Origin of the sequence: Brenneria alni, assembly GCF_003666245.1 — a bacterium.
GTDB lineage: Bacteria > Pseudomonadota > Gammaproteobacteria > Enterobacterales > Enterobacteriaceae > Brenneria > Brenneria alni.
Genome location: NZ_MJLZ01000008.1, coordinates 1 through 15057, shown reverse-complemented (window position 1 = coordinate 15057; position 15057 = coordinate 1). Strand labels below are relative to the sequence as shown.

10 protein-coding genes are annotated in these 15057 nt (G+C 50.0%); 3 read left to right on the top strand and 7 right to left on the bottom strand.

The window, feature by feature from the left end; translation table 11 throughout:
- Window positions 1-18 precede the first annotated feature (18 nt).
- Window positions 19-1011: a 2-hydroxyacid dehydrogenase gene (locus BIY29_RS05510; RefSeq protein ID WP_121574150.1), complete on the bottom strand. Its 993-nt coding sequence runs from the start codon at window positions 1009-1011 to the stop codon at window positions 19-21.
- Between the two features lie 178 nt (window positions 1012-1189).
- Between BIY29_RS05510 and BIY29_RS05505 the strand changes: the two genes are divergently transcribed.
- Window positions 1190-3778 carry a YdbH family protein gene (locus BIY29_RS05505; RefSeq protein WP_121574149.1) on the top strand — a complete coding sequence of 863 codons (2589 nt, stop codon included), beginning with the start codon at window positions 1190-1192 and terminating at the stop codon, window positions 3776-3778.
- A 15-nt stretch (window positions 3779-3793) separates the two neighbouring features.
- Window positions 3794-4027: a YnbE family lipoprotein gene (locus BIY29_RS05500; protein ID WP_121574148.1), complete on the top strand. Its 234-nt coding sequence runs from the start codon at window positions 3794-3796 to the stop codon at window positions 4025-4027.
- 51 nt (window positions 4028-4078) lie between these two features.
- Here BIY29_RS05500 and BIY29_RS05495 read toward each other — a convergent pair whose 3' ends face one another.
- A complete protein-coding gene (locus BIY29_RS05495) occupies window positions 4079-4684 on the bottom strand; it encodes an FMN-dependent NADH-azoreductase (protein ID WP_121574147.1) in 606 nt (201 codons plus the stop codon).
- A 240-nt stretch (window positions 4685-4924) separates the two neighbouring features.
- On the opposite strand from BIY29_RS05495, the gene hrpA reads away from it, so the two are divergent.
- Window positions 4925-8812: an ATP-dependent RNA helicase HrpA gene (gene hrpA, locus BIY29_RS05490; RefSeq protein WP_121574146.1), complete on the top strand. Its 3888-nt coding sequence runs from the start codon at window positions 4925-4927 to the stop codon at window positions 8810-8812.
- A 1064-nt stretch (window positions 8813-9876) separates the two neighbouring features.
- Here hrpA and BIY29_RS05480 read toward each other — a convergent pair.
- The 5 genes from BIY29_RS05480 to BIY29_RS05455 all read right to left on the bottom strand — a co-directional run.
- The gene (locus tag BIY29_RS05480; protein WP_121574144.1) at window positions 9877-10731 is read right to left on the bottom strand and encodes an EcsC family protein; all 855 of its coding nucleotides are present in this window, start codon (window positions 10729-10731) and stop codon (window positions 9877-9879) included.
- Between the two features lie 219 nt (window positions 10732-10950).
- The gene (locus BIY29_RS05475) at window positions 10951-12720 is read right to left on the bottom strand and encodes a sensor domain-containing phosphodiesterase (RefSeq protein WP_121574143.1); all 1770 of its coding nucleotides are present in this window, start codon (window positions 12718-12720) and stop codon (window positions 10951-10953) included.
- Between the two features lie 84 nt (window positions 12721-12804).
- Window positions 12805-13638 (bottom strand): trypsin-like serine peptidase, encoded by an 834-nt coding sequence (locus BIY29_RS05470; protein ID WP_121574142.1) that lies wholly within the window; start codon window positions 13636-13638, stop codon window positions 12805-12807.
- Between the two features lie 559 nt (window positions 13639-14197).
- Window positions 14198-14500 (bottom strand): acid resistance repetitive basic protein Asr, encoded by a 303-nt coding sequence (gene asr, locus BIY29_RS05460; protein WP_121574233.1) that lies wholly within the window; start codon window positions 14498-14500, stop codon window positions 14198-14200.
- A 225-nt stretch (window positions 14501-14725) separates the two neighbouring features.
- Window positions 14726-15057, bottom strand: a 332-nt coding sequence (locus tag BIY29_RS05455) for an MFS transporter (protein ID WP_121574141.1), incomplete at its 5' end; no start/stop codon positions are given.

Sequence of the window (15057 nt, the reverse complement as noted above, 5' to 3'; positions counted from 1 at the left end):
AGGGAGAGCGATATTGGCTTAGGGATTCAATAGATTAGGGCAGTCTTCATCCCGGCTTATCTGATGCAGGTTTTGCAGCGTGGTTTGTGAAATACTGGTCAGGGCTTCTTCGGTCAGGAATGCCTGATGCCCGGTAAACAACACGTTATGACAGGCAGACAAACGACGGAAAACATCGTCCTGAATAACGTCGTTAGATTTATCGGCAAAAAACAGGTCGCGTTCGTTCTCATAGACGTCCATGCCCAGCGCCCCGATCTTCTGCTGTTTCAGCGCATCAATGGCCGCCTGTGAATCAATTAATCCCCCCCGGCTGGTATTGACGATCATTACCCCGGTTTTCATCTGTGAAAAGGCGGCCTGATTAAGTAGATGATGGTTTTCCGGCGTCAGCGGGCAGTGTAGTGAAATCACATCCGAACGGGCGTAAAGGGTTTTCAGATCCACATAATCAGCGCCCAGTTCAAGCGCCTGAGGATTAGGGTAGGGATCAAACGCCAGCAGGCGCATACCAAATCCTTTAAGGATACGCATCGCCGCGATACCGATTTTCCCGGTGCCGATAATACCGGCGGTTCGGTTGTGCATATTGAAGCCAATCAACCCTTCCAGTGAAAAATTCGCATCACGGGTACGTTGATAAGCGCGATGAATGCGACGGTTAAGGCACAGCATCATTCCGACAGCATGTTCGGCAACCGCTTCCGGTGAATAAGCCGGAACCCGAACCACTTTTATCCCCAGTTGTTTGGCGGCATCGAGATCGACGTTATTGAAACCGGCGCAGCGCAGCGCCACCGTTTTTACGCCGAGTTGCGCCAGTTCGGTCAACACGTTACGACTGCCGTCATCGTTAACAAAAATGCACACCGCCTGGCAGCCGTCCGCTGTTTTCGCGGTGCGTGCCGTCAGCATGAAATCAAAAAACTCTATCTGATAGCCAAACTGCTGGTTGACCTGCTCTAAATATTTACGGTCATATTGTTTGGTACTGTAAACTGCCAGTTTCATAGCGTGTTTCTCCGCAAAATACTTAGGTTAAGCTATCAGAAAATACTGAACAGACAAACTGTTGCCCGACTAACAATAACAGCTTGAGAATATGAAGTAAGGATAAATAATTCATCCATAATAATAGAACGGTGCGCCACATGCTCTCTGGCCTGAATAGGATCCTTAACATCCACTAATGATTAAAAAATACTCACTTATAGGCTTGGTACTGGTACTTCTGTTGTTGGTCGTATCATGGTGGACACTGCCCCGGTGGTTACCACGGCTGCTGGCTCTCTGGCTGCCGCCACAGATTAGCTTCACGCTGCATTCCTCTCCAGGCTGGCATAATCGGGGGCTGCAAAGTGATGGTTTTAGTCTGAAGGTGGGTGACTGTCCGTTGCTTAATGTGCGTGACATCTCGCTGCATCGACAGTCAGGCCGGTGGCGTGTCGGTATGGACGTCGTTACGCTGGATAGCGACTGTCTGTCGCTATTGCCTGCAAATAATCACGCTGCACCCGCGCAACTCTCTCAGTGGCAACAGCGTCTGCCTGCGGCAGATATCACCATCGATCAATTTATCCTGCAACCCTGGCAGGATTATGCCGGGCAGGTGCAGTTAAGTACCGATGGTCACAGGCAACAAATACTCCATTATCAGGGCGATCAGCTGGCTTTTCAGGCCGAATTGAAAAATCAGCACCTGGTATTGCGAGACGGTATGTTGGCTACCCCGGCAGGTTATTCCCGGTTACAGGTCAGCGGGGAGATGGATTTGGCTGATACGTTGTCGCAGCCACCCGTACAGGGAAGATTAACAGGTCATCTTGATAGCGGGCAAACCCAGGAACCTCTCTCTGTGCTATTACGCTGGCAAGGCAAGCAGGGTGAATTTTCGCTGAATGCAGACGGCGACAACCAACCTTTGGTGTCGTTACCGTGGCGGCTAACTGACGAAACCATTCAGGTGAATGATGGTTTCTGGCGCTGGCCTTATGCCACGCAACCCCTCTCCGGACAGGTATCCATCACACTGCAAAACTGGCGCAATGGGCTGGATAAAACCCGTATTGATGCGCGTATGAACATGTTAACGCAGGGGCATAACGGTAAAGCCAACGCGGTGCTGGTATTGGGGCCGGGCAATCTGGGGCTGATAAACAGCGCGTTGCGATTCCAGTTGACCGGCCAGGCTAACCTGTCGGATGTTTCGTTGACGGCATCACTCCCGGGCATGATCCAAGGCTCGGTGTTAAATCCTGAATTGTCTATTTTACCGGGCGCGTTGTTACGGGCCTGGGGAAGGCTGACGCCACAGCTACGGCTTGAAGAAGCCCGCTGGCCGTTGGCCGGGTTACGGGTCGGCGCCACGGGGGTTAATGGTCGTTTACAGGCAATTGTTAAAGCGCGGGACGTCTATTGGGGGCGATTTAATCTGCATCTTGATGGCAAGGCGCAAGACTTCTGGCCGGATAAAGGACAGTGGCAATGGCGCTACTGGGGCAGTGGACAACTGCCGCCACTAAAAGGGAAATGGGATGTTGCCGGCCGTGGTCGCTGGCAGGATACCCTTATTGAGATCGACCAGCTTTCCAGCGGGCTGGATCAACTGCGCTATGGGTTAGTGAGGGTGCATCGGCCACGGCTTTCGATCGCCGAACCCGTGCGCTGGCAGCGTGACCGATCGGGGGCAAATTTTCAGGGGGCCTTACAGCTTGCGGCGCAACAGGTGGATTTCAGTAACGGTGGTTATCTTCCGCCGTCACTGTTGACGCTTAAGCTGCAAGGGCGCGATCCCGGCGATTTTCTATGGCAAGGACAACTGCGGGCGCAGGATATTGGCCCGGTTGCGCTGCGCGGACGCTGGGATGGGGAGCGCCTGCGGGGTGGCGCATGGTGGCCGCAACAACCGTTGAAAGTATTTCAGCCGCTACTGTCTCCCCGATTGAAAATGAATATCCGTGCCGGGCAGTTTTACGCCCAATCGGCTTTTTCTGCGGCCCGCGGGGAAGGCTTCCGCGCAGGCGGACACTGGGTAGTGAAAAATGGCGGCCTGTGGTTGCAGGACGGTGAGGTCAGCGGGGTTAACTTTATTCTTCCTTATCGTCTTCAGGATCAACATTGGCAATTAGGCGTGAAACAGCCAGCCACGCTGCGCATTGAGAGCCTGGATAACCTGTTCACCATGACCAATATCCGTGTCGATCTGCATGGGTTTTATCCTTACAGCGAAAGACAGCCACTGACGATGTCGCAGGCCAGTATGGATGTATTACGCGGGCATATCAGCCTTTCCGCATTGCGCTGGCCACAGCGGGAGGCGGCATTATTAAATGTGGAAAGCGTGGAACTCAGCGAACTGTTGACGTTATTGAAATTGAAACAACTTGCGATATCTGGACGGGTGAGCGGGGTATTACCGCTGAATTTTAACCACCGGCAAATGTTGATTCAGGGCGGTCGGTTTAGCAACGATCGCTTCCTGACGTTGCGGCTGGACAAACAAATGGCCGATGATCTCGAAGGTAAAAATATGGCCAGCGGAGCGGCAATCAACTGGCTGCGTTATCTGGAAATTGGCCGTTCCTATGCAACGGTTGAGCTGAATAATCAGGGGACGTTATCGCTTACCTCGCAGATTCAGGGGAAAAATCCTACACTCAGTGCCGACACGCAGGTGATACTCAATTACAGTCATCAGGAGAATATCTTCCAGCTATGGCGCAGTTTACGTTTTGGCGATAATTTGCAGGATACGCTGGAGCAGCAGGCGAATGAATAAAGGCAGGATAGGATGATGAAAAATCTGTATGCATCGAAGGCAACGCTCGGCGCTGTGTTTTTACTGGCAGGATGTGTACCGCGAATAGAAGTGGCCGCGTCCAAAGAGCCGATAACCATCAATATGAATGTCAAAATCGATCATGAGATTTATATCAAGGCGGATAAAGATGCTACACAACTGCTGGAAAAATCAGAAAACGCGACAGGTGAAGCGATAAAGAAAAGCGCGCCGCAGGGCGCGCAATAAACAGCCAGACACAAAAATTAATACCAAGGTAGTAATGATGACTCTTTTAGGTTAAGCGGCAGCCAACTGAGATAACTTTGTTTTAGCGTCTTCAGCGGCTTTTTTCGCCATATCCGGGCCGTAAGCAATGCCTTCGGCAAAAACAAATTCAACATCGGTAATACCAATGAAACCCAGGAACAGCCGCAGATAGGGTTCCAGCAGGTCACTTGGCGTACCTTTATGAATACCGCCGCGGCTGGTGAGCACGATAGCGCGCTTGCCTTTAACCAGACCTTCAGGGCCTTGCTCGGTATAGCGGAATGTCACCCCGGCGCGGGCAATCAGGTCAAAATAGTTTTTCAACTGCGTCGGAATGTTAAAGTTGTACATGGGGGCGGCAATCGCAATAACGTCATGCGCCTGCAATTCTGCAATCAGCTCATCAGACAGGCTTAATGCTTCCTGCTGACGCGGTGTCAGCGGCGCATCAGAGGGGCGCAGCGCCGCGACTAATTCGCCATCAAGAACCGGAATAGGCTGTGCGGCTAAATCACGAACGGTAACGCTATCGCCGGGATGGGCAGACGTCCATTGCGAACTGAAGTAGTCAGCCAGTTGATTTGACTGAGAAAAATCTGCCAGGATGCTTGATTTCAGAACCAATACTTTGCTCATGCCAATTCCTTATTTATTGAGATTGGGACAGATTGATGAGTCGCCCCCCTGATGAGTCACATCTTATTCGCCTGATAAGTCGGTTGAAAGTGCAATATTTCGAGCACATTGTTCGATTTTATTGAACAAGGATTCGGTATCGCTGGTTAGAGCCGCGACCGTCGATGTGCTACCATGCCCGCCGAAAAATAAGGGCGTGCCGACATTCCGCCATAGCAAAAAGTATTAAGGAATAGCAACGTGAAATCACCTCTCAACGCATTATCTTCGCAGTTAAATGAGTTAATGCTCCGCGATCAGCAACGTCTGCGCCGTCGTTTACAAGGGGCAGCGAAAGTTGGCAACCCACAGGCGCAAACCGCTATCGCACAAGACATTGAAGGTGAGATCGCCGTTGCCCGCCAGAAAGTGGAAAACCGGCGTGCGAGCTGCCCGTCGATCAATTACCCTGAACAACTGCCGGTCAGCCAGAAAAAAGACGATATCCTCAAGGCGCTGTGCGACCATCAGGTGATCATCGTCGCCGGGGAAACCGGTTCGGGTAAGACCACACAGCTACCGAAGATCTGTCTGGAATTAGGGCGGGGCGTCCGTGGGCTGATCGGCCATACCCAGCCGCGCCGGCTGGCCGCCAGAACGGTAGCCGATCGCATTGCGGCGGAATTGGATACGCCGCTGGGCGGGTGCGTGGGTTACAAGGTTCGCTTTAATGATCAGGTGGGTGACAACACGTTGGTGAAGCTGATGACCGACGGTATTCTGCTGGCGGAAATTCAGCAGGATCGCCTGTTGATGCAGTACGACACCCTGATTATCGATGAGGCGCACGAGCGCAGTTTGAATATCGATTTTATTCTGGGCTATTTGCGTCAATTGTTGCCAAAACGTCCTGATTTAAAAGTGATTATCACCTCTGCCACCATCGATCCCCAGCGTTTTTCGCGCCATTTTGATCATGCGCCCATCATTGAGGTTTCCGGGCGCACTTACCCGGTTGATGTACGTTATCGTCAGGTGGTGGAGGATGCTGAAGACAGCGACCGCGATCAGCTACAGGCTATTTTTGATGCAGTGGAGGAGCTGGGGCGCGAAGGGCCGGGCGATATCCTGATCTTTATGAGCGGTGAGCGGGAAATCCGCGATACAGCGGATGCCCTGGCCAGGTTGGATTTACCCCACACCGAGATCCTGCCGCTATATGCCCGCTTGTCGAATCAGGAACAGAACCGGGTATTTCAGTCGCACCACGGTCGCCGCATCGTACTGGCGACCAACGTGGCGGAAACCTCGCTGACTGTACCGGGTATCCGCTATGTTATCGATCCCGGCACCGCACGTATCAGCCGTTACAGTTTCCGCACCAAAGTACAGCGTTTGCCGATTGAAGCCATTTCGCAGGCGTCGGCCAATCAGCGCAAAGGACGCTGTGGACGTGTCGCCGCCGGGGTGTGTATCCGGCTGTATTCCGAGCAGGATTTTTTGTCCCGCCCTGAGTTTACCGATCCTGAAATTCTGCGTACCAATTTGGCGTCCGTCATTCTGCAAATGACGGCGCTGGGGTTAGGCGATATTGCGGCGTTCCCGTTTGTGGAAGCGCCGGATAAGCGCAATATTCAGGATGGTGTACGGCTGCTGGAAGAACTGAGTGCCATCCAACTGGCAGAAAATGGTCACTATCAGTTAACGCCTATGGGACGGCAACTGGCTCAGTTGCCTATCGATCCGCGCCTGGCGCGCATGGTGCTGGAGGCGCGTCACTCCGGTTGCGTGCGCGAGGTGATGGTGATTACCGCGGCGCTGTCCATTCAGGACCCGCGAGAACGGCCAATGGATAAAAAACAGGCATCGGATGAAAAGCATCGGCGTTTTGCCGACAAAGAGTCCGATTTTATGGCGTTCGTCAATTTGTGGGACTATCTGCATGAACAGCAAAAAGCCTTGTCATCCAGTCAGTTCCGTCGGTTATGCCGCACTGATTACCTGAATTACCTGCGGGTGCGCGAGTGGCAGGATATCTACACCCAACTGCGTCAGGTGGTGAAAGAGTTGGGGCTGCCGGTTAACAGCGAGCCTGCCGATTATCGCAGCATCCACTGCGCATTGCTGACCGGATTGCTGTCGCATATCGGCCAGAAAGATATTGAAAAGCAAGAGTTCAGTGGGGCGCGCAATGCCCGTTTTGCGATTTTCCCCGGTTCCGGTTTATTTAAAAAACCACCGAAATGGACGATGGTTGCCGAACTGGTGGAAACCAGCCGGCTATGGGGGCGTATTGCCGCCCGCATCGATCCTGAATGGGTTGAGCCGCTGGCCCAGCACCTGATTAAGCGCAGTTACAGCGATCCTCACTGGGAAAAAGCGCAGGGTACGGTGATGGCGCAGGAAAAAGTCACCCTGTTCGGCCTGCCGATTGTGGCGGCGCGCAAGGTGAATTACAGCCAGGTAGACCCGGTACTGGCGCGTGAGCTTTTTATTCGCCATGCGCTGGTGGAAGGTGACTGGCAAACGCAGCACGCCTTTTTCCGCGCCAATCTGAAGCTGCTGGCCGAAGTTGAGGAACTGGAAAATAAATCCCGCCGCCGTGACATTCTGGTGGACGATGAAACGCTATTCGCATTCTACGATCAGCGTTTGCCGCACGATATTATTTCTGCCCGTCATTTTGATAACTGGTGGAAAACCGCCAGCCGTCAGGATGCCGATCTGCTGAACTTTGAAAAAAGTATGCTGATTAAGGACGGCGCAGATAACGTCAGTGCGTTGGATTATCCCAATTTCTGGCATCAGGGGAACCTGAAACTGCGTCTGTCATATCAGTTTGAACCGGGAACGGATGCTGATGGCGTAACGGTGCATATCCCGCTGCCTATTCTTAATCAGGTACGGGAAGCGGGGTTTGAATGGCAGATACCCGGCGTGCGTCGTGAACTGATTATTGCGTTGATCAAATCATTACCTAAACCGATGCGCCGTAATTTTGTGCCGGCGCCCAATTATGCTGAAGCGTTTCTGGCACGGGCCACGCCGCTGGAAAGAGGGCTATTGGACGCATTAGAGCGGGAATTACGGTTGATGACCGGCGTCACGGTGCCGCGTGATGAATGGCAGTGGGAACAGGTTCCCGATCATCTTAAAATCACATTCCGGGTGCTGGATGAGAAAAACCGTACCCTGCGGGAAGGTAAAGATCTCAATGCGCTGAAAGAGCGGCTTAAAGACAACGTGCAGCAGACGTTATCGGCGGTGGCCGACAGTGGGCTGGAACAGCGCGGTTTACATGTCTGGAGTTTCGGCTCCCTGCCGGACTGCTATGAGCAGAAACGCGGCGGCTATTCAGTGAAGGCCTATCCGGCATTGGTGGATGAAAAAGACAGCGTGGCGATCCGTTTATTTGATACGCCGCATCAGCAACAGCAGGTTATGCGACAGGGTCTACGGCGTTTACTATTGTTGAATATTCCGTCACCGATTAAGTATCTGCATGAGAAGTTGCCAAATAAGGCGAAACTGGGTCTCTATTTTAACCCTTACGGCAAAGTACTCGATCTGATTGATGACTGCATTGCCTGCGCGGTAGATAAGCTGATTTCCGAGTTTTGCGGCCCCGTTTGGCAGGAGGAGGCGTTCCGGCGCCTGCATGAAAAAGTGCGGGCAGAACTCAATGCGTCGGTTGTCGATATTGCCAGGCAGGTAGAGCAGATCCTGACGGCGGTGTTTGCCATCAATAAACGACTGAAAGGCCGGGTGGATATGGCGATGGCGTTAGCGTTAAGCGATATTAAAAGCCAGCTCGGTGGTTTGGTGTTCCGGGGTTTTGTCACCGCCAATGGCTGGCAGCGGTTGCCGGATGTAATGCGTTATTTACAGGCCATTGATCGTCGGCTGGAAAAATTGGCGCAGGATGTACACCGCGATCGGGCGCAAATGCTGAAGGTGGAACACGTGCAGCAGGCGTGGCGGCAGTGGTGGAATAAACTGCCAGCCGAGCGCCGTGACGACGATGAGGTGAAAGCGGTTCGCTGGATGATTGAAGAACTGCGGGTGAGCTATTTCGCCCAACAGTTGGGAACCCCATTTCCGATCTCGGACAAGCGGATATTGCAGGCGATGGAACAGGTTGCATCGTGATTATTTTCTCTCGCCAATAGGTTTCAGGTTGGCTTTTTAGGGGCGGGGATAAAAAATATTGTTGGTTTGGCAACTAAACAGAGCCTGAGTCCACATATTAAGTGAGGTTAATGATAAATCCATATTCATAGGTTCAGGCATGATTACCCGCTGATTCAATGTATACCCGTCATCTTTCAAGTTGCAGGTGTGTTGGCTTCCCTCACTCCCCCTAGTCACTTGCTACTGTAAGCTCCTGGGGATTCGCTCAGTTGCCGCCTGAAATCTATTGGGTAGACTGCACTGAGGAGGCGCTTTGCTGTGGATATGGATACCTTTTTCTTAATAAAAACAGGAGAGAGTTATGAGATGTTTACGACCAAACAGCCCTCCGTCGCCGGATAATACACCAACCAGAGCAACAGCGCAGCCCCGAAACAATCAGGCGAAACAGGAGGAGCGGAAACAGTTGTATAAGGAATGTTCTAGATTAGTCTCTCAGATGCAAGATCTGGATAAGAGACTCAGAACCCCGGCGACGGATCAATTGAGGCGGAGAGCCATTGACTTACAGCTTCAACTCTGTGATAGGAGAACAGCTCCACTGATTGAGTCCTGGCATGAACTAAATGAAATCAAAAAAGATGCGGAGGATATCGTTAATCCAACTTACGAGAGGGGCGAATCAAGCGGTGCAGCCAGAACCAGTGGCAGCGAATCGTATAACGCTTTTGACTACTCAGGCTCGTTTAGTCTGGGGCATCAGGCAAGACCGGGGCCCAGGTAACAAACAACAGATCAATATGATGATGTGAGAGGATAGATGTGACGGTAACCTGGTTATGCCGTGTTACCGTCAGACGAATTAAAAAACCGGCCTGCTGTCAGGGGCGTTGTTTAATGGGCCTGGATGATTCCGCTAATAACCTCTGTATCGAAGTCTGATACGGGTTCCGGTATTAAATCACCAATAAAAAACACCCAAAATCTTACAATCGAAAGGCGCTATTTTTAGTCAAAGGGATATTACCGTTTCGGAAAGCTATTTTGCAGCGATAGCTTTCGGAGTACGTCCTGATTCAGATTTAAATGACAGACCCGGCTGGTTTAATTTCATCTTTTAGCCGGACATAAACCGACTTGATTTCATCTTCACCATATTTTTGTTCCAGACGTTTGATAATAAAGTGGCCTTTCGCCATATTTTGATAATGGTTGATGAACAACGTATTAATTGCCGCACCACTTGCCGCACCGATAACCGGGACGATTTGGGCAGCCATTTTTTCCGTAATAGTAATGCCCAGCCGTGTAGCCACGGCATCAATCAGCTTTGCCAGCGTTCTTCCTGCCTGTGAGGATGTGATCCTCGCCGAGGCTTTTTCCGCGCTCTTCTTACTGGCTATGTCGATTAATTCACGCGTGGTATGTTTGGTAATGTCGGTCAGTACCGTGCGGGAAGCATAATAGGCGGAATCTGCCGCATCATCGCTTTTGGTGCGGCCGCCGAGCGCGAAAACCTCAACACAGGCGGCCTTGACGGAAAAATCGGCCAGCGAAAAACCTTCACTGCGGGCGATATCAGCGACTGAGCGCATCATAATCGTGGTGCTGATGGGAAGCTCGACGATTAATCCTGCCGCGCCAAAAAAACCACTGACTGCTCCGGAAGTGGCCGCCGCCAGCTTATGTGTTTTAGGCGATGATGCCCTTTTCGGGTCGTCATTCAGGGTATACAGCGCGGCATCAACGGATTTGTGCAAAGCGGCCTGAACCACATCCTGTATCTTGTTTTTTACCCACTTAGGCAGTTTAGACATGCTCCACTCAATTGGCCCGCCAACCAGATTCGCCAGTTGTATCGTAATTGAAGGGGCTTCCAGCAGAGTAATGGCTTGCCTGATATCATTCATGTCTTGTCGGTCATCAAAAATGGTCATAAAAATGCATCGGCCTTTATTAGTGATTCGAGTGACAAATCTGCCTGGGGCAGATTGGAACGCTGCTTGTCAGGCCGGTTAAGTGAGCCCCGCTAACTACGCTGCAACGTTAAGTGAGAAAGGGATACTTAAGTAGTAGTGAATGATGGGAAGATATGCAATGTGATTACGATGAATTAAAACAAACCCGTTATGAAGGTTAAAATCATACGAAATACGTCAACAGGTTTCATGCTTATTCATCCAGATAGTGAAATCCGCAGGCAAGAGCGGGCGCGAGAAATAATAGCCCTGAACTTCATCACATTCAAATTGGGCAAGGTAATCCAGCGTTTCCTTATTTTCAACGCCTTCAGCCAGAACATCATAATCAAGTTTATGCAACATGCTGATGACCGATTCCACGATAGTTCGACCATCTTTATCGGTATCAATATCTTTGATCAGCGATCTATCCAGCTTTATTATGCTTGCCGGAATATTTTTCAGGTAACTCAAATTGCTATAACCAGTACCAAAATCATCCAGTGAAATAGTGAAGCCCCGGTGCTTTAACTCCACAATAGTGGCGAGCGTCTCAGAGCTTTCCACTATTTTTTGCGTTTCCACACATTCAATTTCAATATCAGAAGTCGTCAGCCCGTGGTTATTGAGGATGGTAATCAGCCGGGTAATAAAATTATCTTCAGCGAAATTACTGGCGGCGATGTTAATGGATATCGGAAATAATATTCCTGCCTGTCGCCAGAGCTTTGCCTGTTGAGCAGCTTGCTGAATGACCCACTCGGTAAGCGGACGCATCAGCGTAGTTCCCTCTGCCAAAGGAATAAAACTGTCGGGGAAAATTTCACCCAGATCGGGATGATGCCAGCGAATAAGTGCTTCCGCACCAATGATTTTTCTGGTCTTGATATTCAGTTTGGGCTGATAAACCAAATACAGGCCAGGTTTGTTATGCTGCAATGTATCGGAAAGTTCGTTGAGTAGGGCAAAGGCTGTTTGTTGCGCCTTATCGCTATCTTCGTGGTAAGCACTCTGAGGGATATTATTCTTAATGGCATCATGCAGTGCGCTCATTGACTCACGCAGTATGCGCTGTGGGTCATTCACGGGAATCTGAAATTCCGTATAGCCGACAAATAATTCCAATTTTAATGGCACATGGCTGGTAATACTTTCCGGAATGCGGTCGGCACAGGTCATTAGTTTAGCCAAAACCTGCTCTTTTCTATCGGTTTTGACCAGCAAGGCAAAGCGGCCCACGGCAACACAATAAATATTTTCATGTGAATGAAAGGTCAGGCGCAGAAACATGCCAATATCTTTCAGCACACTTTCGACTGTCGGCATACCAAGTGCGCGCCCCATTTCGTAAGCGTAAGAAATATTAATGCTGTCGATAAGTATAAGCAGATAGTTTTCATGGATATCAGTCATTTGATTAATATCCTCTATTAAGCGCTGGCGGTTTGGCAGCATGGTGACCGCATCGATTAAGCCTATGGCATTACGGTATTTAATCAATGACATAGCGACAGTGGCCAAATTCTGTAGCGTATGCAATTGGCTCATGCTGAAAGTGCGGGGCGTATAATCAATGACACACAGCGTACCGATGGCATAACCTTCATCGGTAAAGAGCGGAATTCCAGCATAAAAGCGAATATATGGCGCACCAGAAACGTAAGGGCTATCTTTAAATCTTTCATCCTGCAATGCATCCTGACAGATAAGAAAACAGCCAGTCTGCACAGTGAATTGATCGAATGAGCCTATTTTTTCCATTTCCTTCAAGGCAAAATTGGTTTTTGCCCTGACGTGCTGTTTCTGTGAGCCACTCAGCGTCACCAACGCGGTTGGCATATTTAGTAACTGGCAAGTCAGCGAGGTGATCTTATTAAGAATATTATCTTGAGATATATCAATTAGTTGTAATAAATCCAGCGTTTGCATACGCTTTTTTTCATCCTGGTTTAAATGTCTTAACATGCTGGCTCCCCCTTTCTCGTAGTAATTAGTATCATACAATTAATATAATCTAATGCTTAAAGTACCGTGTGATGATGCGGCAAACTAAGGCATTGGCAGTAACGATTTCGATTTCTTAGCCAATGCTTCCAGCGCCTGACGGATCGCCGTAACGGAAACCGCACGATTATCTGCTTTGTCACGGTTGCTGGCGGCGGGCGCAGAGCTTTGAATGCCAATTAATACCCATCCGGAGGCTGTGTGCAGGAGTAATGGCGAACCGCTGTCACCGGGCAAGGTGTCGCACTGATGCGATAACACCGCAGAATGAATCCAGCCCGTAATAAGGCAGTCCTGATGGCGGTAAAGCGTATTTTGATGATCTTCAGGGTAGCCTGCCTGAGTAATACGCTGTCCATTTTGCGCGAGTGATTGTATTAACGCCTGACGACTCTTTTGCCATATGGGCAGCGGTGCTATCCCCGGCGGAGTCTGCTTTAATCGAATGAGTGCATAATCCCACTGCGCTGCGGCAGAGGGAATAATCCAGCCTTCGCCATCGGCTTCCAGCCTTTTACTGAGTTTCTTATTTACCAGTGCCTCAACCTCTTTTGTCTCATACCCCCAGCCAGTCTCTGTTGGCAAAAAACGTAGTTCGACTGGCGGGTCAATCTGGCCGTCAGGTGGCGTCAACACGCAATGCCCGGCGGTGAGCGCCAGGTGTGGGGAAATAAGCGTTGCGGTACACAGATTCCCGCTGGCGGTTTCAAGTTGCCCGATAGCTTGCCACGGCCATTGTGTTGCGTCAGGAACGCTATCCCGATCATCGTGGTTAAAAAATAAGATCTGCTGTTTTGCGGCTTCGGAAACGGCGTCTTCAGCCCAACTGAAAGGAGGGGGAAAGAACAATGAACATAGCAACCAGGCTGATATGCGCATGTAATATAGTGCCTTAGGTTAAAAGTCAGCAATTTGTTAACCAGGTTAACTGAAATAACTATAGATGCATTTTTGCCGGGAAGAGGTTAGGACTGATAATGTTTTTTAACATTCAAGAGGGACTGACCTGTGAGTTATAGAAAAAAGAGCAGGGTGACGATCCCACAGATGAGTACCAGGGATAGCATGATTTCAAATGAGTAACGATACGGCATCATCCGAACTCCCATGAAATAAACATCCGGTTGACCGGGTGTCAGACCATTAACAAAGTTCCTTATTAGGGAGAGCGTACTGAGGGGGGGTGGCGGCGTAAGCCGCCGACAAATTTGCCGGGAGCAAAATTTGAACAGCATTTATGCTGACCCGCAGGGTGGGACACAAGGATGTGTCCCATAATGGCCACTCGGTACGCTAGGCCCGTGTATCGCAGGCTTACAAGCGACTTTGTCAGCAACCTCACACTCGGTTGACCGGGTGTTTAGCATTGACGACAAAATCTGGCCATTGTTGTTATCCTGCCCTCTATGCCGCCGCACCTGCATCAGGTAAACGCTTATCAAGCCGCCGGTGTGGTAGGGGCCGGTTTTACCGTTTTTGCTTTTTTCACGTGTTTTTTCGCTGCCTGTGCTTTTTGGTCGGCAGGTTTAGCTTTTTTCACATGCTTTTTGGTCGCTTGTGCTTTTTGCTCTGTCGTATTGGTCTTTTTTACCTGTCTTTTATTGTGGATAACTTTAGCTGGCGCAGACGTTGTTGCCGTAGCAGCCGTTTGTACCGGGGTGGTGGGGGCGGTATCCGCGGCAAATGCTACAGAGGAGAGACCCAAAGCTGCACCTGCGATCATCACTAATACTTTATTCATCATCATTTCCTCATTTCCTGTTCACGTTTCGGACCCTGAGCCGGGCCGGTGAGGAGAGCATAGGGAAAAGGTGAAGCGCGTTCCGTAAGTGATTGGTTTCGGCGTGTAACCGAATGTACAAATAAGATTGCTGGCCGTCAGGTTATGGTGACGGCCAGCGTGCTTTCATTGGTTAGTTTACTGCGGGAACTGAGATCGTTGTTGCGGCCCTTAAACCAACCGTCATCAATAATAAAACCCGTATCTTGTCACAATCAAAGAAAAAACATAAGGAAAAGCGTAAACTCCGATAAAGTAAAACAGGCTAAACAAGGTTAAGTTCCTTTTTCTTTCACTTTCAGTATCCGCATTTCTCACAGAAGCATTTTGAATAAGAGGGTAAACAAGACCATAGGAAAGACCAAGCAAAGCCGAAGGGATAACATAAAATGAATTTGAATTAACAAAATTCATAAGAAACAATGATAAAGTCATAATAAAGAGTAGAATTATTATCATCAACTCTTTAGGGAACGAGTTTACTATTTTCGTTAAAGTGAAGCGGCACAGTATTACAG

Excerpts from the sequence above, each read along its gene's own strand:
- BIY29_RS05500 (WP_121574148.1), top strand. The coding sequence starts at position 3,794 with ATGAAAAATCTGTATGCATCGAAGGCAACGCTCGGCGCTGTGTTTTTA.
- BIY29_RS05495 (WP_121574147.1), bottom strand. The coding sequence starts at position 4,684 with ATGAGCAAAGTATTGGTTCTGAAATCAAGCATCCTGGCAGATTTTTCT.
- BIY29_RS05475 (WP_121574143.1), bottom strand. The coding sequence starts at position 12,720 with ATGTTAAGACATTTAAACCAGGATGAAAAAAAGCGTATGCAAACGCTG.
- BIY29_RS05505 (WP_121574149.1), top strand. The coding sequence starts at position 1,190 with ATGATTAAAAAATACTCACTTATAGGCTTGGTACTGGTACTTCTGTTG.
- BIY29_RS05470 (WP_121574142.1), bottom strand. The coding sequence starts at position 13,638 with ATGCGCATATCAGCCTGGTTGCTATGTTCATTGTTCTTTCCCCCTCCT.
- BIY29_RS05510 (WP_121574150.1), bottom strand. The coding sequence starts at position 1,011 with ATGAAACTGGCAGTTTACAGTACCAAACAATATGACCGTAAATATTTA.
- asr (WP_121574233.1), bottom strand. The coding sequence starts at position 14,500 with ATGAATAAAGTATTAGTGATGATCGCAGGTGCAGCTTTGGGTCTCTCC.
- BIY29_RS05480 (WP_121574144.1), bottom strand. The coding sequence starts at position 10,731 with ATGACCATTTTTGATGACCGACAAGACATGAATGATATCAGGCAAGCC.